14 protein-coding genes and 3 rRNA genes are annotated in these 23322 nt (G+C 68.3%); 11 read left to right on the forward strand and 6 right to left on the reverse strand.

Annotated features, from left to right (window positions below):
- The first annotated feature begins 33 nt into the window (after nt 1–33).
- The 3 genes from OG199_RS25230 (at nt 34) to OG199_RS25240 (ending at nt 3512) form a co-directional block, all read left to right on the forward strand.
- A complete protein-coding gene (locus tag OG199_RS25230; protein WP_405831378.1) occupies nt 34–1011 on the forward strand; it encodes a cation diffusion facilitator family transporter in 978 nt (325 codons plus the stop codon).
- Between the two features lie 327 nt (nt 1012–1338).
- Nucleotides 1339–2796, forward strand: a complete 1458-nt coding sequence (gene ahcY, locus OG199_RS25235; protein WP_401800862.1) for an adenosylhomocysteinase — start codon at nt 1339–1341, stop codon at nt 2794–2796.
- Between the two features lie 101 nt (nt 2797–2897).
- Nucleotides 2898–3512 (forward strand): hypothetical protein, encoded by a 615-nt coding sequence (locus OG199_RS25240; protein ID WP_405831380.1) that lies wholly within the window; start codon nt 2898–2900, stop codon nt 3510–3512.
- Nucleotides 3513–3536: 24 nt separating this feature from the next.
- Here OG199_RS25240 and OG199_RS25245 read toward each other — a convergent pair whose 3' ends face one another.
- The gene (locus OG199_RS25245) at nt 3537–4547 is read right to left on the reverse strand and encodes an RDD family protein (protein ID WP_405831381.1); all 1011 of its coding nucleotides are present in this window, start codon (nt 4545–4547) and stop codon (nt 3537–3539) included.
- A 121-nt stretch (nt 4548–4668) separates the two neighbouring features.
- Between OG199_RS25245 and OG199_RS25250 the strand changes: the two genes are divergently transcribed.
- The 4 genes from OG199_RS25250 to rrf all read left to right on the forward strand — a co-directional run bounded on the left by OG199_RS25250 (nt 4669) and on the right by rrf (nt 11538).
- Nucleotides 4669–5676 carry a stage II sporulation protein M gene (locus tag OG199_RS25250; protein ID WP_356809475.1) on the forward strand — a complete coding sequence of 336 codons (1008 nt, stop codon included), beginning with the start codon at nt 4669–4671 and terminating at the stop codon, nt 5674–5676.
- Between the two features lie 689 nt (nt 5677–6365).
- Nucleotides 6366–7891 (forward strand): 16S ribosomal RNA (locus tag OG199_RS25255).
- A gap of 320 nt (nt 7892–8211) precedes the next feature.
- Nucleotides 8212–11335 (forward strand): 23S ribosomal RNA (locus OG199_RS25260).
- A gap of 86 nt (nt 11336–11421) precedes the next feature.
- Nucleotides 11422–11538: ribosomal RNA gene (gene rrf / locus OG199_RS25265) — 5S ribosomal RNA — on the forward strand.
- The 16S, 23S and 5S rRNA genes sit together here, the layout of an rRNA operon.
- Before the next feature lie 111 nt (nt 11539–11649).
- Here rrf and OG199_RS25270 read toward each other — a convergent pair.
- Genes OG199_RS25270 through OG199_RS25290 form a run of 5 tightly spaced genes read right to left on the reverse strand, consistent with a single transcriptional unit; the run spans nt 11650 to nt 17242 of the window.
- Nucleotides 11650–12960, reverse strand: coding sequence for a DUF58 domain-containing protein (locus OG199_RS25270; RefSeq protein WP_405831383.1), 1311 nt, complete (start codon nt 12958–12960; stop codon nt 11650–11652).
- Complete coding sequence (locus OG199_RS25275) at nt 12960–13949, reverse strand: MoxR family ATPase (RefSeq protein ID WP_356809170.1); 990 nt, start codon at nt 13947–13949, stop codon at nt 12960–12962. The genes OG199_RS25270 and OG199_RS25275 overlap by 1 nt, the downstream gene beginning before the upstream one ends.
- Nucleotides 13949–15142, reverse strand: coding sequence for a DUF4350 domain-containing protein (locus OG199_RS25280; RefSeq protein WP_405831384.1), 1194 nt, complete (start codon nt 15140–15142; stop codon nt 13949–13951). Before OG199_RS25280 ends, OG199_RS25275 begins: the two co-directional genes overlap by 1 nt.
- Nucleotides 15139–15876: a DUF4129 domain-containing protein gene (locus tag OG199_RS25285; RefSeq protein WP_356809168.1), complete on the reverse strand. Its 738-nt coding sequence runs from the start codon at nt 15874–15876 to the stop codon at nt 15139–15141. Before OG199_RS25285 ends, OG199_RS25280 begins: the two co-directional genes overlap by 4 nt.
- 4 nt (nt 15877–15880) lie before the next feature.
- A complete protein-coding gene (locus OG199_RS25290) occupies nt 15881–17242 on the reverse strand; it encodes a glycerophosphoryl diester phosphodiesterase membrane domain-containing protein (protein ID WP_405831386.1) in 1362 nt (453 codons plus the stop codon).
- 140 nt (nt 17243–17382) lie between these two features.
- On the opposite strand from OG199_RS25290, the gene mtnA reads away from it, so the two are divergent.
- Genes mtnA through OG199_RS25310 form a run of 4 tightly spaced genes read left to right on the forward strand, consistent with a single transcriptional unit; the run spans nt 17383 to nt 23149 of the window.
- Nucleotides 17383–18528, forward strand: coding sequence for an S-methyl-5-thioribose-1-phosphate isomerase (mtnA, locus tag OG199_RS25295; protein WP_401810446.1), 1146 nt, complete (start codon nt 17383–17385; stop codon nt 18526–18528).
- An 8-nt stretch (nt 18529–18536) separates the two neighbouring features.
- The gene (gene mtrA / locus OG199_RS25300; protein ID WP_150136091.1) at nt 18537–19226 is read left to right on the forward strand and encodes a two-component system response regulator MtrA; all 690 of its coding nucleotides are present in this window, start codon (nt 18537–18539) and stop codon (nt 19224–19226) included.
- A gap of 1 nt (nt 19227) precedes the next feature.
- The gene (gene mtrB, locus OG199_RS25305; protein WP_405831389.1) at nt 19228–21321 is read left to right on the forward strand and encodes an MtrAB system histidine kinase MtrB; all 2094 of its coding nucleotides are present in this window, start codon (nt 19228–19230) and stop codon (nt 21319–21321) included.
- Nucleotides 21311–23149, forward strand: a complete 1839-nt coding sequence (locus OG199_RS25310) for an LpqB family beta-propeller domain-containing protein (RefSeq protein ID WP_356803491.1) — start codon at nt 21311–21313, stop codon at nt 23147–23149. The genes mtrB and OG199_RS25310 overlap by 11 nt, the downstream gene beginning before the upstream one ends.
- Nucleotides 23150–23322: the final 173 nt, after the last annotated feature.

The raw sequence follows: 23322 nt of genomic DNA on the forward strand, positions 1-23322 counted from the left end.
CCGGGACGGCGTACGAAGGGACAGCAGGAGCAGATGAGCGCTTCAGGCGGCACCAGGGCGATCGTGGCGGCACTCGGCGCCAACCTCGCGATCGCGGTAACGAAGTTCGTCGCGTTCGCCTTCAGCGGTTCGTCCTCGATGCTCGCCGAGGGTGTCCACTCGATCGCCGACTCCGGCAACCAGGCCCTGCTCCTGATCGGCGGCAAGAAGGCCCAGCGCGAGGCGACGCCCCAGCACCCCTTCGGCTACGGCCGTGAACGCTACATCTACGCCTTCCTCGTCTCGATCGTCCTCTTCTCGGTCGGCGGCATGTTCGCCGTCTACGAGGGCTACGAGAAGATCAAGCACCCGCACGAGATCGAGCACTGGTACTGGCCGGTGGGCGTCCTGGTGTTCGCGATCATCGCCGAGGGCTTCTCCTTCCGCACGGCCATCAAGGAGTCCAACGAGTCGCGCGGCAAGCTGTCCTGGTCGCAGTTCATCCGCCGCGCCAAGGCCCCCGAGCTCCCGGTCGTCCTCCTGGAGGACTTCGGCGCGCTGATCGGTCTGGTTCTCGCCCTCTGCGGCGTCGGCCTGGCCCTGCTCACCGACGACGGCCTCTGGGACGGCATCGGCACGCTCTGCATCGGCGTCCTGCTCATCCTGATCGCACTGGTCCTGGCCGCCGAGACCAAGTCCCTGCTGCTGGGCGAGGCGGCCGGCGTCGACGACGTGAAGAAGATCGAGACCGCGATCGTCGACGGCGACACGGTCACCGGCATCATCCACATGCGCACGCTCCACCTCGGCCCGGAGGAACTCCTGGTCGCCGCGAAGATCGCCGTCCAGCACGACGACACGGCGGGCGAGGTCGCCGCCGCGATCAACGCCGCCGAGGCCCGCATCCGGGAGTCCGTCCCGATCGCGCGCGTCATCTACCTGGAGCCGGACATCTACAGCGAGGCCGAGGCGGCCAAGGGCCCGGACCCCGACGCGACCCCCGGGGGCCCGGCACGTCCGGCCGAGCACTGACCTCGAACCCCGGCGACGTGCGCGGCGAGCCCATGCCCGGGCGCCCGCGCACCCAGACGCTAGGGGTTTCCCGGGAACCTCCGAGGCACACTATGGCCGGAGCCGGACTGGGGAGGCCTGGGGTGACCGGTGTAGCTTGGTGACTGAGCCAGACGTCGCTGCTGATGGCGGTCGGGCGGTCCCACCGCGGACCGGCCGAGGGAGAGAGGGCCTCCGACGGACTGAGCTGCGCGCACCGGGCACGCCTGTGCCCGTGGGCACCCTTGTGTCCGCCGTCGCGCAGAACAGCCGTACCCACCTCGCCACAATCCCGAGGAGCAGCTCCCCATGACGACTGTCGACAACCGACAGGACTTCAAGGTCGCCGATCTTTCGCTGGCCGACTTCGGCCGCAAGGAGATCACCCTCGCCGAGCACGAGATGCCCGGCCTGATGTCGATCCGCAAGGAGTACGCGGCCACGCAGCCCCTGGCGGGCGCCCGCGTCACCGGCTCCCTGCACATGACGGTGCAGACCGCCGTCCTCATCGAGACCCTGGTCGCCCTCGGCGCCGAGGTCCGCTGGGCCTCCTGCAACATCTTCTCCACCCAGGACCACGCCGCCGCGGCCATCGCCGTCGGCCCGAACGGCACGCCGGACAACCCGCAGGGCGTCCCGGTCTTCGCCTGGAAGGGCGAGACCCTGGAGGAGTACTGGTGGTGCACGGAGCAGGCTCTCACCTGGCCGAACACCCCCACCGGCGGCCCGAACATGATCCTGGACGACGGCGGTGACGCCACCCTCCTCGTCCACAAGGGCGTCGAGTACGAGAAGGACGGCAAGGTCCCCTCGGTCGACACCGCCGAGTCCGACGAGCACCGCGTCATCCTCGAACTCCTGAACCGCACCATCACCGACGGCTCGCAGAAGTGGACCCAGCTCGCCTCGGAGATCCGCGGCGTGACCGAGGAGACCACGACCGGCGTGCACCGTCTGTACGAGATGCACCGCGACGGCACCCTCCTGTTCCCGGCGATCAACGTGAACGACGCCGTCACCAAGTCGAAGTTCGACAACAAGTACGGCTGCCGCCACTCCCTGATCGACGGCATCAACCGCGCCACCGACGTCCTGATCGGCGGCAAGACCGCCGTCGTCTGCGGCTACGGCGACGTGGGCAAGGGCTGCGCGGAGTCCCTGCGCGGCCAGGGCGCCCGCGTGATCATCACCGAGATCGACCCGATCTGCGCCCTGCAGGCGGCGATGGACGGCTACCAGGTCACGACCCTCGACGAGGTCGTCGACAAGGCCGACATCTTCGTCACCACGACCGGCAACAAGGACATCATCATGGCCTCGGACATGGCCAAGATGAAGCACCAGGCGATCGTGGGCAACATCGGCCACTTCGACAACGAGATCGACATGGCCGGCCTCGCGCAGATCCCGGGCATCGTCAAGGACGAGGTCAAGCCGCAGGTCCACACCTGGAAGTTCCCCGACGGCAAGGTGCTCATCGTGCTGTCGGAGGGCCGCCTGCTGAACCTGGGCAACGCCACCGGCCACCCGTCGTTCGTGATGTCCAACTCCTTCGCGGACCAGACGCTGGCCCAGATCGAGCTGTACACCAAGCCCGACGAGTACCCGACCGACGTCTACGTGCTGCCCAAGCACCTCGACGAGAAGGTCGCCCGCCTCCACCTCGACGCCCTCGGCGTCAAGCTCACGACGCTCCGCCCGGAGCAGGCCGCCTACATCGGCGTAGAGGTCGATGGCCCGTACAAGTCGGACCACTACCGCTACTGAGCACCCCCGCCACGCGGCCGCACCGGCCGTGCGGCGTACGGATGTCGACAGGCCCCCGCCCCCGTGGCGGGGGCCTGTCCCCGATGAGGACCTGAACGCCCATGCCACGCGGCCGTTATTCGCTCCACGATCCGCACGATCACACCCCCCTGGTCGAAGAACACTTCCACTGCGCGCCGGGGCCCTCCGGCTGGCGCTACGTCTCCCAGCTGACGGCACCCTCCGGCGACCACGCCGGCTCCGTCGACCTCGCTCTCGACGAGCTGGGCCGCCCCATCCGGCTGGAACTGCACGCCGCGAGCTGGCAGGTCCGGGGCGCCGCGCTCGAAGGCGTCACCTGGGTCCGCACCGATCCCACGGGCACCGAGGCCACCGAGGGCAATGCCCACGCCCACGCCTTCACCGGCACGTCCCCCGCGTTCCTCGTCGCCACGGCCCGTCTCCTGCGCCTCACCCCCTCCGCGTCGGCCACCCGCGTCCGTCTCGTCGCCTTCACCGACCCGGTCCTCGCCCCGCGCACCCTCGACCAGTCCTGGGCCCTGGTCTCGAGAGAAACACACGCCACTGACAACGGCCCCCTGATCGTGGACGCGTACCAGGTCACAGCGTTGGACACGGGAGAACAGCACGCCGTGCACCTGGCGGGAGACGTCGTCCTCGCGGCACCCGGCATCGAGCTGGAACACCTCGAATCACCGCCGTCGGCGTTCGCCTGAGGCTGACGCCCGCCGCGGCGGGCGTCAGGCGGGCGGCGCGAATCCGGTCGCGGGCCGGTCGGTCCGCTCCTCCCGCGCCGCCGAGGGCGGAACCGCCTGCCGCCCCGGCGCCCCGTCGCCGTCCACGACCGGCGACGGCGACGCATGGGGAAATCCGCCGACTGGAGCGGAGGCGGGAGCGGCGTGCGGAGCCGGGAATCCCGATTGCCGCACGGTCGGTCCACTCACGCCCGGCATCCCGGCGACGAACCCGCCCGGACCTCCCGGTCCCGCTGCGGCGGCCGGCCCGCCCCCGAAGGCCCGCCTGGCATCCCGCGCCTGCCGCTCGTGCACCACGGCCGCCAGATACGCGGCCGCCGGGACACCCTGGGGCGCCGGAGCCCCGGTACGGGCGGCGAGATCGAAGGCAAGCCGCTCCGCCATCGCCGCACCGACCTGCGGATCCAGCTGCCGCATCCGCGTCAGGTACTGGCGGATGGCCAGCCACAGCCCGTCCGGCACCGCCGACAGGTCGAGCCCGGAGAACCGTCCCGCCAACCAGGGCGGCGGGGGAGGCACGAAGGCGCTCCGCCCGGCCGGGATCCGCTCCCGCACGACGAGGGTCCCCGCGAACACGTCACCGAGTCGCCGCCCCCGCTCCGACACGAGCGAGGCGATGCACGCGACGATCCCGAACGTCATCAGGATCTCGACCACCCCGATGGCGCCGCGCACCAGCGCGTGCCGGAACCGGATCGGCCCCCCGTCGTCCCGGACCACCCGCAGCCCGAAGGCCAGCTTCCCCAGCGAGCGGCCGTGACTGAGTGTCTCCACCGCGATCGGCCCACCGACCAGCAGCAGAACGAAGCTCGCGATCGACACCGCGACCTGCGCCGCCTCGTCCAGGGCCGCCGTCGACGCGATCAGGGCGACGGTGACGATCAGATAGGCCGCCATCGCCACGACCAGGTCGAGCAGCACGGCCAGCGCCCGGCTCGGCAGTTTCGCGGGGCGCAGCTCCAACGCCACCGCCTCGCCCGTCACTAGCTCACTCACGCTCGTCCGTCCTTCCCCTGACCTGCCCCGAGAACCGCCAGTCTGCCAAGCTGAGGGCAACATCGCGCCGCGGTACGACAAGCTGACACGCGGTACGAGAGGACGAGGAGCAGCAGAACCGATGGACCTCGACGTCTTCGTGTCCGCGCACGGCGCGGAATGGGACCGGCTGGACGCCCTGTTGCGCCGTCGGCGCCGGCTCACCGGAGCGGAGGCGGACGAACTCGTGGCCCTGTACCAACGCACGGCCACCCATCTCTCCCTCGTCCAGTCCAGCGCCCCCGACCCGCAGCTCACCGGGCGCCTCAGCCAGCTGGTGGCACGCGCGCGCAGCGCCGTCACCGGCACCCGCCGCGCCTCCTGGCGCGATGTCACCCGCTTCCTCACCCAGGGGTTCCCTGCCGCGGTGTACCGCTCGCGCCACTGGTGGGTCCCCACGGCACTCGTGTCCACCGCCGTCGCGGTCCTCCTGGGGTGGTGGATAGGCGCGCACCCGGAGGTCCAGTCCTCGATCGCGGCACCCGCCGAACTCCGCCGGCTCACGCGCCCCGGCGGCGAGTACGAGACCTACTACTCGAGTCACCCGGCGGCCTCCTTCGCGGCCCAGGTGTGGACGAACAACGCCGAGGCCGCCGCGATGTGCCTGGTCCTGGGCGTCTTCCTGGGGATACCCGTGCTCTGGATCCTCTTCCAGAACATGCTCAACGTAGGCGTCGGCATCGGCCTGATGTCGTCGGCCGGCCGCCTCGACACCTTCCTCGGCCTGATCCTTCCGCACGGTCTCCTGGAACTGACGGCCGTCTTCGTGGCCGCGGGTACGGGACTGCGCCTGGGCTGGACCCTGATCGATCCGGGCCCCCGCTCCCGCCGCACAGCCCTCGCCGAAGAGGGCCGAGCCGCCCTCGGCATGGCGATCGGCCTGGCGCTGGTCCTCTTCGTCTCGGGCGCCATCGAAGGCTTCGTCACCCCGTCCGGCCTCCCCACCTGGGCCCGCATCGCCATAGGGATCGCGGCTGAACTGGCCTTCCTCACGTACGTCTATGTCCTGGGCGGTCGCGCCGTGCGGGCCGGCGACACCGGCGACGTCGAGGAGGCCGAGCGCAGCGCCACGCTGCCGACGGCCGCGTGATGTGCGACCGCGCCCGCTGACCTGCTAGTCTCCTCTTCGCCCCACAGGAGCCATTGACATGGAGCCGGTGGGGAGGTAGATTCGAACAGTTGCCTAGAACTGGACACGTCCAGTCGGCGACGGTTAGCATCTGCGAGCTTCTTGTGAACGTGGTTCCGAGAAGCACCTCCCGATTAGTCAGGACCGAGCGGCCGGTAAGGCCGATCAAAAGCTTCTGATAAAGTCGGATCACGCCGAAAGAGAGCCGCAAGGCGCGAATAGGCAAAGGCCCTTCCAACGGCCACTGGAAATGAATTCCGACCGGAAACGGAACGGGAAACGGATCTGGTAAAGTCGGAACCGCCGGAAAGGGAAACGCGAAAGCGGAAACCTGGAAAGCACCGAGGAAATCGGATACGGAAACGGTCTGATAGAGTCGGAAACGCAAGACCGAAGGGAAGCGCCCGGAGGAAAGCCCGAGAGGGTGAGTACAAAGGAAGCGTCCGTTCCTTGAGAACTCAACAGCGTGCCAAAAATCAACGCCAGATATGTTGATACCCCGTCTCCGGCCGATCGGTCGGGGCGAGGTTCCTTTGAAAAAGTCCCGCTCCTTGACTGGGGTGGGCGCACAGCGAGGACGCTGTGAACCGGGAGGATTATTCCTCTTCCTGGTTCCGCTCTCGTGGTGTCGTCCCGATTACGGGAAAACATTCACGGAGAGTTTGATCCTGGCTCAGGACGAACGCTGGCGGCGTGCTTAACACATGCAAGTCGAACGATGAAGCCCTTCGGGGTGGATTAGTGGCGAACGGGTGAGTAACACGTGGGCAATCTGCCCTTCACTCTGGGACAAGCCCTGGAAACGGGGTCTAATACCGGATAATACCTGCCTGGGCATCTGGGTGGGTTGAAAGCTCCGGCGGTGAAGGATGAGCCCGCGGCCTATCAGCTTGTTGGTGAGGTAGTGGCTCACCAAGGCGACGACGGGTAGCCGGCCTGAGAGGGCGACCGGCCACACTGGGACTGAGACACGGCCCAGACTCCTACGGGAGGCAGCAGTGGGGAATATTGCACAATGGGCGAAAGCCTGATGCAGCGACGCCGCGTGAGGGATGACGGCCTTCGGGTTGTAAACCTCTTTCAGCAGGGAAGAAGCGAAAGTGACGGTACCTGCAGAAGAAGCGCCGGCTAACTACGTGCCAGCAGCCGCGGTAATACGTAGGGCGCAAGCGTTGTCCGGAATTATTGGGCGTAAAGAGCTCGTAGGCGGCTTGTCACGTCGGGTGTGAAAGCCCGGGGCTTAACCCCGGGTCTGCATTCGATACGGGCTAGCTAGAGTGTGGTAGGGGAGATCGGAATTCCTGGTGTAGCGGTGAAATGCGCAGATATCAGGAGGAACACCGGTGGCGAAGGCGGATCTCTGGGCCATTACTGACGCTGAGGAGCGAAAGCGTGGGGAGCGAACAGGATTAGATACCCTGGTAGTCCACGCCGTAAACGGTGGGAACTAGGTGTTGGCGACATTCCACGTCGTCGGTGCCGCAGCTAACGCATTAAGTTCCCCGCCTGGGGAGTACGGCCGCAAGGCTAAAACTCAAAGGAATTGACGGGGGCCCGCACAAGCAGCGGAGCATGTGGCTTAATTCGACGCAACGCGAAGAACCTTACCAAGGCTTGACATACACCGGAAAGCATTAGAGATAGTGCCCCCCTTGTGGTCGGTGTACAGGTGGTGCATGGCTGTCGTCAGCTCGTGTCGTGAGATGTTGGGTTAAGTCCCGCAACGAGCGCAACCCTTGTTCTGTGTTGCCAGCATGCCCTTCGGGGTGATGGGGACTCACAGGAGACTGCCGGGGTCAACTCGGAGGAAGGTGGGGACGACGTCAAGTCATCATGCCCCTTATGTCTTGGGCTGCACACGTGCTACAATGGCAGGTACAATGAGCTGCGAAGCCGTGAGGCGGAGCGAATCTCAAAAAGCCTGTCTCAGTTCGGATTGGGGTCTGCAACTCGACCCCATGAAGTCGGAGTTGCTAGTAATCGCAGATCAGCATTGCTGCGGTGAATACGTTCCCGGGCCTTGTACACACCGCCCGTCACGTCACGAAAGTCGGTAACACCCGAAGCCGGTGGCCCAACCCCTTGTGGGAGGGAGCTGTCGAAGGTGGGACTGGCGATTGGGACGAAGTCGTAACAAGGTAGCCGTACCGGAAGGTGCGGCTGGATCACCTCCTTTCTAAGGAGCACTTCTTACCGATCCCTCCGGGGTGAGGTCAGAGGCCACTACGTCGGCAAATGTTCGACGGTGGTTGCTCATGGGTGGAACGTTGATTATTCGGCCGGTTTCACGGGTCGGAGGCTTGCGAGTACTGCTCTGAGAGGAGCGTGGAAAGCATGATCTCCGGACGGGATCTGGTCGGGCACGCTGTTGGGTGTCTGAAGGTACGGCCGATTTTGGCTGCCTTCAGTGCCGGCCCCAGTGAACTCCGGTGTGAGCCGGGGGTGATGGGTGGTTGGTCGTTGTTTGAGAACTGCACAGTGGACGCGAGCATCTGTGGCCAAGTTTTTAAGGGCGCACGGTGGATGCCTTGGCACCAGGAACCGATGAAGGACGTGGGAGGCCACGATAGTCCCCGGGGAGTCGTCAACCAGGCTTTGATCCGGGGGTTTCCGAATGGGGAAACCCGGCAGTCGTCATGGGCTGTCACCCTTGCCTGAACACATAGGGCAAGTGGAGGGAACGCGGGGAAGTGAAACATCTCAGTACCCGCAGGAAGAGAAAACAACCGTGATTCCGGGAGTAGTGGCGAGCGAAACTGGATGAGGCCAAACCATATGCGTGTGAGACCCGGCAGGGGTTGCGTATGTGGGGTTGTGGGATTTCTCTTTCACGGTCTGCCGGCCGTGAGACGAGTCAGAAACCGTTGATGTAGGCGAAGGACATGCGAAAGGTCCGGCGTAGAGGGTAAGACCCCCGTAGTCGAAACGTCAACGGCTCGTTTGAGAAACACCCAAGTAGCACGGGGCCCGAGAAATCCCGTGTGAATCTGGCGGGACCACCCGCTAAGCCTAAATATTCCCTGGTGACCGATAGCGGATAGTACCGTGAGGGAATGGTGAAAAGTACCGCGGGAGCGGAGTGAAATAGTACCTGAAACCGTGTGCCTACAAGCCGTGGGAGCGTCGCGCATTGAGTTTACTCAGTGCGTCGTGACTGCGTGCCTTTTGAAGAATGAGCCTGCGAGTTTGCGGTGTGTTGCGAGGTTAACCCGTGTGGGGAAGCCGTAGCGAAAGCGAGTCCGAATAGGGCGATTTAGTAGCGCGCTCAAGACCCGAAGCGGAGTGATCTAGCCATGGGCAGGTTGAAGCGGCTGTAAGAGGTCGTGGAGGACCGAACCCACCAGGGTTGAAAACCTGGGGGATGACCTGTGGTTAGGGGTGAAAGGCCAATCAAACTCCGTGATAGCTGGTTCTCCCCGAAATGCATTTAGGTGCAGCGTCGTGTGTTTCTTGCCGGAGGTAGAGCACTGGATAGGCGATGGGCCCTACCGGGTTACTGACCTTAGCCAAACTCCGAATGCCGGTAAGTGAGAGCGCGGCAGTGAGACTGTGGGGGATAAGCTCCATGGTCGAGAGGGAAACAGCCCAGAGCATCGACTAAGGCCCCTAAGCGTACGCTAAGTGGGAAAGGATGTGGAGTCGCACAGACAACCAGGAGGTTGGCTTAGAAGCAGCCACCCTTGAAAGAGTGCGTAATAGCTCACTGGTCTAGTGATTCCGCGCCGACAATGTAGCGGGGCTCAAGCGTACCGCCGAAGTCGTGTCATTGCAGCTATAGGGCCAACGCCTGCTGTGATGGGTAGGGGAGCGTCGTGTGCCGGGTGAAGCCGCGCCGGAAGGCAGTGGTGGACGGTTCACGAGTGAGAATGCAGGCATGAGTAGCGATACACACGTGAGAAACGTGTGCGCCGATTGACTAAGGGTTCCTGGGTCAAGCTGATCTGCCCAGGGTAAGTCGGGACCTAAGGCGAGGCCGACAGGCGTAGTCGATGGATAACCGGTTGATATTCCGGTACCCGCTGTGAAGCGTCAAACATTGAACCAGGCGATGCTAAGTCCGTGAAGCCGCCCTGGAGCCTTCGGGCAAAGGGGAGTGGTGGAGCCGATGGTCCAGACCTGTAGTAGGTGAGTGATGGGGTGACGCAGGAAGGTAGTCCATCCCGGGCGGTGGTTGTCCCGGGGTAAGGGTGTAGGCCGTGTGATAGGTAAATCCGTCGCACATCAAGGCTGAGACCTGATGCCGAGCCGATTGTGGTGAAGTGGATGATCCTATGCTGTCGAGAAAAGCCTCTAGCGAGTTTCATGGCGGCCCGTACCCTAAACCGACTCAGGTGGTCAGGTAGAGAATACCGAGGCGTTCGGGTGAACTATGGTTAAGGAACTCGGCAAAATGCCCCCGTAACTTCGGGAGAAGGGGGGCCATCACTGGTGATCCGATTTACTCGGTGAGCTGGGGGTGGCCGCAGAGACCAGCGAGAAGCGACTGTTTACTAAAAACACAGGTCCGTGCGAAGCCGTAAGGCGATGTATACGGACTGACGCCTGCCCGGTGCTGGAACGTTAAGGGGACCGGTTAGTCAAACTTCGGTTTGGCGAAGCTGAGAACTTAAGCGCCAGTAAACGGCGGTGGTAACTATAACCATCCTAAGGTAGCGAAATTCCTTGTCGGGTAAGTTCCGACCTGCACGAATGGCGTAACGACTTCTCGACTGTCTCAACCATAGGCCCGGTGAAATTGCACTACGAGTAAAGATGCTCGTTTCGCGCAGCAGGACGGAAAGACCCCGGGACCTTTACTACAGTTTGATATTGGTGTTCGGTTCGGCTTGTGTAGGATAGCTGGGAGACTTTGAAGTCATGGCGCCAGCCATGGTGGAGTCGTCGTTGAAATACCAGTCTGGTCGTGCTGGATGTCTAACCTGGGTCCGTGATCCGGATCAGGGACAGTGTCTGATGGGTAGTTTAACTGGGGCGGTTGCCTCCTAAAGAGTAACGGAGGCGCCCAAAGGTTCCCTCAGCCTGGTTGGTAATCAGGTGTTGAGTGTAAGTGCACAAGGGAGCTTGACTGTGAGACCGACGGGTCGAGCAGGGACGAAAGTCGGGACTAGTGATCCGGCGGTGGCTTGTGGAAGCGCCGTCGCTCAACGGATAAAAGGTACCCCGGGGATAACAGGCTGATCTTCCCCAAGAGTCCATATCGACGGGATGGTTTGGCACCTCGATGTCGGCTCGTCGCATCCTGGGGCTGGAGTCGGTCCCAAGGGTTGGGCTGTTCGCCCATTAAAGCGGTACGCGAGCTGGGTTTAGAACGTCGTGAGACAGTTCGGTCCCTATCCGCTGTGCGCGTAGGAATATTGAGAAGGGCTGTCCCTAGTACGAGAGGACCGGGACGGACGAACCTCTGGTGTGCCAGTTGTCCTGCCAAGGGCATGGCTGGTTGGCTACGTTCGGGAGGGATAACCGCTGAAAGCATCTAAGCGGGAAGCCTGCTTCGAGATGAGTATTCCCACCCCCTTTGAGGGGTTAAGGCTCCCAGTAGACGACTGGGTTGATAGGCCGGATCTGGAAGGCGGGTAACCGCTGGAGGTGACCGGTACTAATAGGCCGAGGGCTTGTCCTCAGTTGCTCGCGTCCACTGTGTTGGTTCTGAAACCACGAACAACCGTCGTAGCTTTGCCACGGCTCCGGTTGACAGTTTCATAGTGTTTCGGTGGTCATAGCGTGAGGGAAACGCCCGGTTACATTCCGAACCCGGAAGCTAAGCCTTACAGCGCCGATGGTACTGCAGGGGGGACCCTGTGGGAGAGTAGGACGCCGCCGAACAAATTTTGAAGAAAACCCCCGTACCGGGAAACCGGTACGGGGGTTTTCTGCGTTCGGGATCGTTTTGTTTGAGGGGCCTCTTGAAACAAGAGGCCCCTTTTTTGTGCCGGCTTACAGGCGTCCGGCCGCCTTCAGGGCCAGATATGCGTCCGCGAGAGCGGGCGGCAGATCGTCCGGCGTCGCGTCCACGACCGTGACTCCATGACGCATCAACTGCTCGGCCGTGCGACGGCGTTCCGCCTGGGCGTGGGCCGCTGCCGCCGCCTCGTACACGGCGTCGGTGGTTCCACGGGCCCTCGCCATACGGGCGATATGCGGATCGGCCACCGAAGCCACCAGGACCGTATGGCGCTGGGTGAGACGGGAGAGGACGGGGAGCAGACCCTCCTCGACCGGGGCCGCGTCCAACGTCGTCAGCAGGACGATCAGGGAACGGCGCCGGGCCGTACGGAGTGCGGTGGCCGTCAGGCCGCGGGCGTCGGTCTCCACGAGCTCGGGCTCCAGAGTGGCCATCGCGGCGACCAGGGAAGGCAGGACGTCGCCCGCCGCGCGGCCCTGGACGAGGGCGCGTACCCGGCGGTCGTACGCGAGCAGGTCCACCCGGTCGCCGGCCCGTGAGGCCAGTGCCGCGAGGAGCAGGGCCGCGTCCAGAGAGGCGTCGAGGCGCGGGACGTCACCCACACGGCCCGCCGAGGTGCGGCCCGTGTCGAGGACCAGGAGGATGTGGCGGTCTCGCTCGGGTCGCCAGGTGCGGACGGCGACCGTCGAGTGGCGGGCCGTGGCACGCCAGTCGATGGACCGCGTGTCGTCACCAGGGACGTACTCGCGCAGACTGTCGAACTCGGTGCCTTCGCCGCGGGTCAGGACGCTGGTGCGGCCGTCGAGTTCGCGGAGCCGGGCCAGTTTGGACGGGAGATGCTTGCGGCTGGTGAACGGGGGCAGGACCCGGACCGTCCACGGGACCTTGTGGCTGCCCTGGCGGGAGAACAGACCGAGCGGACCGTACGAGCGAATCGTGACGCGGTCGGCGTGCCGGTCGCCGCGGCGGGTGGGGCGCAGCCGGGTCGTCAGCCGGCGGCGTTCACCGGGCGGGACGCTCAGGCCGTGGCGGGACGCGGCCACCTCGGTGCCGGGCTCCCAACTGCTCGGGGGCCAGGCGTCGCGGAGGCGGGCGCGCAGCGGGCGGCCCGAGGAGTTGGTGACGGTCAGCGTGACGTCGGCGGTCTCGCCCAGGCGTACCGAGGTGTCGCCGGAGCGGGTCAGACCGAGACGGCGTACCGGTGCGGCCAGCGCGGCGTCGCAGGCGCAGGCCAGCGCCAGGGGGCCGTTCACGGCGAGAATGCCCGTCCAGCTCGGCTCCCAGATGCCGATGGGGAGGGTGCCGAGGGCCGCCAGGAGAGCCGCGCGTCCGGTGAGTGCCATCAGCGGGGGACGGGGACGTGGGCGAGGATCGCGTTGATGACCGAATCGGCGGTCACGCCCTCCATCTCGGCCTCGGGACGCAGCTGGACGCGATGGCGGAGCGTGGGGAGGGCCAGGGCCTTCACATCGTCCGGGATGACGTAGTCGCGGCCGGTCAGCCAGGCCCAGGCGCGGGCCGTCGCGAGGAGGGCCGTCGCGCCGCGCGGGGAGACACCGAGGGTGAGGGAGGGCGATTCGCGGGTGGCGCGGCAGATGTCCACCACATAGCCGGTGATCTCGGGGGAGACCGCGGTCTTGGCGACGGCGGCGCGCGCGGCTTCCAGGTCGGCCGGGCCCGCCACGGGGCGTACGCCGGCGGCACGCAGGTCGCGGGGGTTGAATCCCTCGGCGTGCCGGGTGAGGACGTCGATCTCGTCCTCGCGGGAGGGGAGAGGGATCGTCAGCTTGAGCAGGAAGCGGTCCAGTTGGGCTTCCGGCAGGGGATACGTTCCCTCGTACTCGACCGGGTTCTGGGTGGCCGCGACGAGGAAGGGCTCGGGGAGCAGACGGGGGGTGCCGTCGACCGTGACCTGGCGTTCCTCCATCGCCTCGAGGAGGGACGACTGCGTCTTGGGCGGGGTGCGGTTGATCTCGTCGGCCAGCAGCAGGTTGGTGAAGACCGGGCCGGGCTGGAAGGAGAACTCGGCGGTGCGGGCGTCGTAGACGAGCGAGCCGGTGATGTCGCTCGGCATCAGGTCGGGGGTGAACTGGACGCGCTTGGTGTCGAGTTCCAGGGCCGAGGCCAGGGCGCGGACGAGCAGCGTCTTGGCGACCCCGGGGACTCCCTCGAGGAGCACGTGTCCGCGGCACAGGAGGGCGACGACGAGGCCGGTGACGGCGGGGTCCTGGCCGACCACGGCTTTGGCGATCTCGGCGCGCAGGGCCTCCAGGGAGGCGCGGGCGGCGCCCGGATCCCCGCTGTACCCGGCGTTGTCAGTGGTCGGGGCCATCATGAACGGCGTACCTCTCTTTCGAGGGCGTCTAGTCGGTCGGCGAGGGAGACGAGGGCCGCGTCGTCGCGGGGCGGCGGCCCGAAGAGGAGGGAGTGCAGGGAGGTCTGTCCGTCGCCGTGGAGCTGGGCGGACAGGGCGGGGAGCAGGGCCTCGGGCGTGTGTGCCTGGGCGGGGGACACGCCGACGAGGGGGGCGAGGCGGGTGCGGGTGGTGGAGCGCAGGGCGCCGGCGGCGCGGTCGCGGGCGTTGGCCTTGCGGTAGAGGCGGGCGCGGCCCTCGACGGTTTCGGAGGCGCGGATCGCGACGGGCAGGCGTTCGGACACGAGGGGCCCGAGCCGGCGTGCTCGCCAGAAGGCGGCCAGGGCTGCCGCGATGAAGAGCTGCAGGGTGCCCCAGAGCCAGCCCGAGGGGAGCAGGTCGAAGAAGGTCTTGCGGCCCGTGTCGGTCGCCGAGGTGTCGGAGAGCGAGGGGAGGTACCAGACCAGGTGGGGGCGGGAACCGAGCAGTTGGAGGGCGAGCGAGGCGTTGCCCTGCTTGTCGAGACGCTTGTTGTAGAGGATGTCGGGGGCGCCGACGACGACGGTGTCGCCGTTCCCGGAGGCTGCCGGGATGCGCAGCAGGGTGGGCAGGCCCTCGCTGGGGTAGCAGGAGTCGGCGCCGAGGTCGGTGGTGGTGTAGCGGATGCCACCGGTGTCGGCGCTGCCCGCGCGCCGGGCGGCCGGCAGGTCGCAGCCGGGCGGGAGCGTCGAGTCGAAACTGATCGCGGGGTCGGCGGTGACGCCGGGGGCGAGGGTGCCGAGGGAGGGAGCGTCGGGGGCGATCAGGATCGTGCGGCCGCCGGAGCTCGCGGTGGCCCGGTGGAGGCCGGTCTGCTGGCTGTCGGTGAGCAGGTCGGGGGCGGCGACGAGCAGGGTGGTGTCGGGGCCGGCCGCCGCGCGGGCCTCGTCCAGGGTGGTGACCACGCGGGTGGAGACGCCGCGGTCGCCCAGGAGTTCGGCGGTGGCGCGGCTGCCGTAGGGGTCGGCGGAGCGTGGGTCGAGGCGGCCGTGCTGGGCGCCGGATCGGATCGCGGCGATCGCCACCGCGGCGGCCAGCAGGATCACGACCGCGAGGGTGATTCCCCGGGCGCGGGTCCACACCTGGCGGGCGGTGGGCGAGGCCGAGGTGGAGGGGAGGGCGGCCTCGGTCATGAGGCGGCTCCGTGGCCGGTGGGGTGGGCGCTGCCGGTGAGCACGGGTTTGCTGCGCTCCAGATCGCGGTCGAGCTCGGTGAGGCGGCCGTACGTGCGGGAGTCGGCGGGCCGTCCGCCGTACGTGACGTCGTCGAAGTCGCGGGCGGCGGCGCGCAGTCGGTCCGTGTGTCCGGGCAGGGTGCGGCCCGCCTCGGCGGCCGCCTCGTCCGCCGTGCGGCCGGGGCGCGGGTCGAGGAGGGTGCGTTCCTCCAGGGAGCGGACGAGGGCGCGCATGCGTTCCTGGACGGCCTGGTTCCAGTGGCCCTGGGCGGCGTGGGCCTCTGCCGCCGCGCGGTGTTCGGCGGCGCTGCGGGGGCGGTCGTCGAACAGCGCGGCGGACGAGGTGGGTGTGCGCCGCGGGGTGCCCAGGCGCCACCAGAGGGCGGCGGCGACGGCGAGTACGACCAGCACGATCACGAGGAGGCCGAGGGTGCCGCCGGGGGTCGCGGAGGAAGCGGCCCCGAACAGTTTGCCGACCCAGTCCCAGAAGGCGTTCAGGGCGCGTTGGACCAGGCTGGGTTCGTTCTGGTGGTACATCGGCTTGGACAGTTCGCGCCTGGCCGCCTCCCGCGCGGGGTCGCGCGGGATCGTCACCGGTGGTTCGTCGCCGCCGTGCGGCAGCGCGAGGACGGCCGCGGCGCCGGTGTGCGGCAGCGCTCGCAGCGCTGTGAGAACTCCCCCCGCGGGACTCACTCCGTCAGCTCCCCGCAGTGGTGCCGGGGGCGTGGGACTCGTAGTCCTGTACGCCGGCGGCGCGGGCCAGGTCGAGGTCGAGGGCCTCGCGGCGGATGCGCTGGTCGATGTAGAGGAGCACGGTGACGCCCGCGGTGATCGGGAAGGTGAGCATGGACCCGATGACCGAGCCGATCCCGCTGATGACGAGGAACGTCCAGCCGAGGCTGCCGTTGCCGCTGTTGAGGAAGCCGCTGATGCCGTTGCCGCTGAGGGCGGCGGCGAGGATGGAGAACGGGACGACGACGATCGCCGCGACGATGTTGGCGATGATCGTGGCGAGCAGCTGGATGCCGAAGATCCGCCACCAGGAGCCGCGGACGAGCTTCGCGGAGCGGCTCATCGACTTGAGGACGCCCTGCTTCTCCAGCATGAGCGCGGGCGAGGCGAGCGAGAAGCGGATCATCAGCCAGAGGGCGACGACGGCCGCGCCGAGTCCGCCGAGGACGGCGAGCGCGGCGCCGGCGCCGCTCGCGCCGGCGAACGCGATGATCACACCCGGCAGGACGCCGACGCCGATGATCGCGCCGGCGAGGAGCGGCAGCAGGAAGGTCAGACCGAACAGTTTCAGCAGCTGGGGCCGGGCGTCCCGCCAGGCCTCGGTGGCGGTGACGGGCTTGCCGAGCACCGCGCGACTGGTGACGGAGGTGAGCAGCGCCGTCGCGACGATGGTGCCGAGCAGGGTGATGAGCAGGACGACGCCGGAACTGAGCATGGCGGCGCCGAGGGCGTGGCTCAGTTCGCCGACGGTGGCGCTCGGGTCGTTGAGGGCGTCGGCGCCGGCGTTGTCGTCCAGGAAGAAGCCCCGGAGCAGGACGACCGCGACCTCCGTGACGACGGCGACGGTCAGCGAGATGCCGAGCACCGTGCGCCAGTACGTGCGCATCGTGGAGACCGCGCCGTCGAGGATCTCGCCGACGCCGAGCGGGCGCAGCGGGATGACGCCGGGCTTGGCGGCGGGGGGCGGGCCGCCCCAGTTGCCGCCCCAGCCTGCGGGACCCCCTGGCCCACGGCCGGGGCCGCCCCAGGCTCCGTAGCCGCCGCCCTGGCCCGCCGGGCCGCCGGGGCCGGGCGGCCGGCCGGCCCCGGCGGCCCGGCCGGTGCCGGGCGGGGGCGGTGGCGAGGTCCGGCCGGGCCCCTGGGGGCTCGGAGCGGACCACTGGCCGGCCGGGGGCTGCTCCTTGGACCACTTCGACGGCGGCTCCGGCTGGTTGGTGCCGCCCGGGGCCGAGGGCCGCTCCGTGGGCTGCGCGGTGCCGGAGCCGTCCGGCTCCTGCCCGTCGGAGGGGGCGGATCCGGGCGAGGCCCAGCCCGGAGTGTCGTTCATCGTCGCTCCTTCACGGTGCCCGTCCGCGGGACGCGGCGGCAGGTTGGCAGCCATCGTGCCACGGTGTGCCCGGCAGGGACCGGCCGCAGTATGGGCTGCACATCTTCAATTGTCCGCCGGGTACGGGGCAGACTGGGCGGATGGCTGATCAGTACGCGCAATCCCGCGAGCACGACGGGCCGATGGAGATACCGGCGATCCGCTGGGACGAACCACCCGAAGGGCCTGTAGTGGTCCTTCTCGATCAGACACGGCTGCCGGCCGAGGAAGTCGAGCTGGTGTGCACGGATGCCCCCGCGCTGGTGGAGGCCATCCGCACGCTGGCCGTGCGCGGTGCGCCGCTGCTCGGCATCGCCGGGGCGTACGGTGTCGCGCTCGCCGCCGTGCGCGGCTTCGACGTCGAGGACGCCGCCCGTGCGCTGGCCGGGGCCCGGCCGACGGCGGTGAACCTCGCCGTGGGGGTGCGCCGGGCGCAGGCGGCGTACCGAGGAGCACTCGCGGACGGCGGTGATCAGCGGGCGGCCGGGGAGGCGGCGCTCGCCGCGGCACGGGCGCTGCACCGGGAGGACGCCCGGGCCAGTGCCCGGATGGCCGTGCACGGGCTGGCGCTGCTGGACGAGCTGCTGCCGGGCGGCGGCCACCGGATTCTGACCCACTGCAACACCGGGGCGCTGGTGTCCGGCGGGGAGGGCACGGCGTTCGCGGTGGCCCTCGCGGCGCACCGGGTGGGGCAGCTGCGGCGGCTGTGGGTGGACGAAACGCGTCCGTTGCTGCAAGGTGCTCGCCTGACGGCCTACGAAGCGGCGCGCAACGGAATGGCGTACACCTTGCTCACGGACAACGCGGCGGGATCCCTGTTCGCGGCGGGTGAGGTGGACGCGGTGCTCGTGGGGGCCGATCGGATCGCCGCCGACGGTTCGGTGGCGAACAAGGTGGGGAGCTATCCGCTCGCGGTGCTGGCCAGGTACCACCATGTGCCGTTCATCGTGGTGGCGCCGCTGACGACGGTGGATCCGGACACCCCGGACGGAGCATCCATCGAGGTCGAGCAGCGCGCCGGTCATGAAGTGACCGAGCTCACGGCGCCGCAGGTGCCGGTGGTGGGAGTGGAAGCGGGAGGCGGGATACCGGTGGCACCCCTGGGAACCCAGGCGTACAACCCGGCATTCGATGTGACGCCGCCCGAGTTGGTGACGGCGATCGTGACCGAAGAGGGCGTTGTTTCGCCCGTGACGGCTGAGGCGCTTGCCGAGCTGTGTGACAGGTCACGCCAGGTAACGATTTAGTTAATGGGATGATGTCGTTTATGAAGGGACGAGTCCTTGTCGTCGATGACGACACCGCACTGGCCGAGATGCTCGGCATCGTGTTGCGTGGTGAAGGTTTTGAGCCGTCTTTCGTAGCCGACGGCGACAAGGCGCTGGCCGCTTTCCGTGAGACCAAGCCCGATCTGGTGCTTCTGGACCTGATGCTTCCCGGCCGGGACGGCATCGAGGTGTGCCGCCTGATCAGGGCGGAGTCCGGGGTACCGATCGTGATGCTCACGGCGAAGAGCGACACCGTCGACGTCGTGGTGGGCCTCGAGTCGGGTGCCGACGACTACATCGTGAAGCCGTTCAAGCCAAAGGAGCTGGTGGCACGGATCAGGGCGCGGCTGCGCCGTTCCGAGGAGCCGGCGCCGGAACAGCTGGCCATCGGCGACCTCGTGATCGACGTCGCCGGTCACTCTGTGAAGCGGGAAGGGCAGTCGATCGCACTGACGCCGCTGGAGTTCGACCTCCTGGTGGCGCTGGCGCGCAAGCCCTGGCAGGTGTTCACGCGTGAGGTGCTCCTGGAGCAGGTGTGGGGCTACCGGCACGCGGCGGACACCCGTCTGGTGAACGTCCACGTCCAGCGGCTGCGCTCCAAGGTCGAGAAGGACCCGGAGCGGCCGGAGATCGTGGTGACCGTCCGCGGAGTCGGTTACAAGGCGGGACCGAGCTGACGTGTCCAGGGACAGTGCCGCTTCGGCGCCCGGACAGCCGGGGAACCGCGCGGAGCGGCCTGTCGGCCGGAACATGACGGGCTCCGGCTGGGAGCGGCTCATGGCGGGCGGGCTGCTCCAGGGCGGAGTCAAGGGCAGCCCGATCCTCCGGCTGCTCATGCGCTGGGTGCGCCGTCCGCTGCTGCCGGTGATGCGGCTGTGGCGGCGCAACATCCAGCTCAAGATCGTCGTCACGACGCTCCTGATGTCGCTGGGCGTTGTCCTGCTGCTCGGCTTCGTCGTGATCGGGCAGGTGCGCAACGGACTGCTGGACGCCAAGGTGAAGGCGTCGCAGAGCCAGGCGACCGGTGGTTTCTCGGTGGCCAAGCAGAAGGCGGACGCGACCGCCACGGCCAACGGTGACGCCGGGTCCGGCACGGACGACCGCCCCTCCAAGAACGTCAGCCAGTGGATGAGCGACCTCGTGGTGTCCCTCTCCAGCGGTGGCCAGGGTGCCTTCGACGTGGTGACGCTCAGTTCCACCGCGGCCGGTTCCGGCGGCGCCGGGCTCGGGCCGCGCTCCTCGGGCGACGTCGATCCGACGCTGAGCGTGCCGGAGAACCTGCGGGCCCGCGTCGACAGCAGCACGCTGGCGGCCCAGAGCTACACCCGTGTCGTGTACAAGGACGGCACGCAGTCGCAGCCCGCGCTGGTCGTCGGCAAGCAGGTCAACGACCCCAACGGAGACCCGTACCAGCTCTACTACCTCTTCCCGCTGACGCAGGAGGAGAAGTCGCTGAGCCTCGTCAAGGGGACGCTCGCGACGGCGGGGCTGTTCGTCGTGGTGCTGCTGGGGGCCATCGCCTGGCTCGTGGTGCGCCAGGTCGTCACGCCGGTGCGGATGGCGGCCGGCATCGCCGAGCGGCTGTCCGCCGGCCATCTCCAGGAACGGATGAAGGTCACCGGCGAGGACGACATCGCGCGGCTCGGTGAGGCCTTCAACAAGATGGCGCAGAACCTCCAGCTGAAGATCCAGCAGCTGGAGGACCTGTCGCGGATGCAGCGCCGCTTCGTGTCGGACGTGTCGCACGAGCTGCGCACGCCGCTGACGACCGTCCGGATGGCGGCCGACGTCATCCACGACGCGCGCGTGGACTTCGATCCGATGACCGCCCGGTCGGCCGAGCTGCTCGCCGATCAGCTGGACCGTTTCGAGACGCTGCTCGCGGACCTGCTGGAGATCAGCCGGTTCGACGCGGGCGCGGCGGCGCTGGAGGCCGACGCGATCGACCTCAGGGAGGTCGTACGCAGGGTGGTCAGCGGAGCCGAGCCGCTCGCCGAGCGCAAGGGATCCCCGATCCGGATCGTCGGCGACGCGCAGCCCGTGATCGCCGAGGCGGACGCCCGGCGGGTGGAGCGGGTGCTGCGCAATCTCGTCGTCAACGCCGTGGAGCACGGCGACGGCAAGGAGGTCGTGGTCAAGCTGGCCGCGGCGGGCGGAGCGGTCGCGATCGCGGTGCGCGACTACGGCGTGGGCCTCAAGCCCGGCGAGGCGACCCGGGTCTTCAGCCGCTTCTGGCGCGCGGACCCGGCCCGGGCGCGGACCACCGGCGGTACCGGACTCGGGCTGTCGATCGCCCTGGAGGACGCCAGGCTGCACGGCGGCTGGCTCCAGGCGTGGGGCGAACCGGGCGGTGGGTCGCAGTTCCGGCTGACGCTGCCGCGGACGGCGGACGAGCCGCTGCGGGGGTCCCCGATACCCCTGGAGCCCAAGGATTCACGGCGCAATCGTGGACTGAGCGAAGCGGGACTGCCCTCCGGCGGTGGCGGCAAACTCGCCACGGTGCCGGCGCAGTCCACGGGCGGTCACGCACCGCCCCCGATGCCGCCGCGCACGTCCATGGAGTCGCGCATGGCCGGGGTGTCGCCCACGGCCGATCCGACGGCGCTGCCGGGCAACGGCGCACGCGTGGTACCGCGGCCCGCCGGGGCCGTGCGACGGCCGGACGGCACACCGGCCGCGGGTGGGGAGCGGACCGCGGAGGACCGCGGCGAGCACGAGGAGCTCGGGCAGCACGAAGAGCTCGGACAAGGGGAGACATTCCGTGGGCGCTGACCGCGAGGGGAGCGGCCGGCTGATTCCCGTACGCGTGGGGGTGTACCTCGGCTGTGGTGCGCTGCTGCTGACGGGGTGCGCCTCGATGCCGGACAGCGGGGATCTGCGCGGCGTCGAGTCCACGCCGCGGCAGGACTCGCAGGTCCGCGTCTTCGCACTGCCGCCGCGCGAGGACGCCCGGCCCGCCGAGATCGTGCAGGGCTTCCTGGAGGCGCTGACCAGTGACGACGCGCAGTACAAGACGGCGCTCAAGTACCTGACGCCGGCCGCCCGCAAGACCTGGGACCCCTTCAGCTCCACCACCGTCCTCACCGACGGCCCCGACGCCAACCGCCAGCAGCAGGTGAACGCGGACGGCAGCGACGGCAGCTACTCCTACGTGCTGGCCGGGACCAAGGTCGCCACGGTCAACGACCAGCACGCGTACACGCCGGACTCGGCCGCATACCACGCGACGGTGCACCTCACCCGGCAGAAGGACACCAAGCAGTGGCGCATCGACGGGCTGCCGCAGGGCGTGGTGATGGGCAACTCCGACTTCCAGCGCAACTACGTGTCCGTCAACAAGTACTACTTCGCCTCGAACGCGCCCGCAGGGTCGGCCGGACAGCTGGGGACCGTCGCCGATCCGGTCTACGTGCGCGAGAAGGTGGACCCGATGACCGAGATGGCCCGGGCGCTGTTGAAGGGGCCCACGCGCTGGCTCGATCCGGTGGTGACGTCGAGCTTCCCGTCCGGTACGGATCTGAAGGAGGGCGTCACCTCGCTGTCGCCCGACGACCGCAACCGCGTGACGGTCCCGCTGAACCGCAGAGCCGACCACGTCAACGAGGCCCAGTGCGAAAGGATGGCGGCCCAACTCCTGCTCACCTTCCGGGACCTGACGCCCACGGGGGTCGACGAGGTGGAGCTGCAGCGGTCGAACGGTTCGCAGCTGTGCGTGCTCACCGAGAACCACGCCGAGATCATCGCTTCGCACGGTACGGCCGAGCATCCCGAGTTCGAGTACTTCATCGACGGCAAGCAGCGCCTCGTACGGCTGCCCAGCGCCGGCGGCGGCAAGGAGCCCGAGCCGGTGCCCGGCGCGCTGGGCGACGGCGGCAGGAAGCTGCGGGCCGCCGCGGTGTCACGGGACGAGGACAGCGCGGCCGGCGTGTCGGCGGACGGGAGTTCGCTGTACGTCGGCTCGCTGGTGTCGGGCGCCTCGCTCGGGGACGCGGTGCTGCGCAGCCAGGGCAGGACGCCGCAGGACCGGCTGACGACGCCCAGTTGGGACGGCCGGGGCGACCTGTGGGTGGCGGACCGCGATCCCGCGAAACCCCGGTTGCTGCTGCTGGAGAAGGGCGCGGGCGAACCGCTGGAGGTCTCGACGCCGGGACTCGACGGGCGGATCCAGGCGGTGCGGGTGGCCGCCGACGGGGTGCGGATCGCGCTGATCGTCGAGAAGGACGGCAAGAGCTCCCTGCAGATCGGGCGCATCGACCGGGACGCCGGTGAGCGGCCCAGCGTCTCGGTCTTCGAACTGCACTCGGTCGCACCGCAGCTGGAGGAGGTCACGGCCATGTCGTGGGCCGGGGACAGCCGGCTCGTGGTCGTCGGGCGGGAATCCGAGGGGGTGCTGCAGATGCGGTACGTCCAGGTCGACGGCTCCACTCCGGTGGGCGCCGCGCCCTCCGCGCTGACGGGGGTGAAGGAGATCGCCGCGTCCGAGGACGAGCGGCTGCCTCTGGTGGCGCACTCGGAGGAGGACGGGATCGTGCGGCTGTCGTCCGGGGAGCAGTGGCAGAAGGTCGTCAAGAACGGCACGGCGCCGGTCTACCCCGGGTAGGTCGGCCCGGTTCCCTGCCGTGTCCGTGTCCTCCGTGTCCGTGTCGAGGTGGGGTCGTCCCGTGGTTCCGGGGCGGCCCTGATCGCGTTGCGTGGGGGAACTGTCCGCGTTCCCTGGCGGTCCGTGGGGCTCCGTGGGTCGGTCCGCCAGGTCTGTCGGTCGAGGGTCAGCCC

It is taken from the genome of Streptomyces sp. NBC_01176, assembly GCF_045039825.1.
GTDB lineage: Bacteria > Actinomycetota > Actinomycetes > Streptomycetales > Streptomycetaceae > Streptomyces.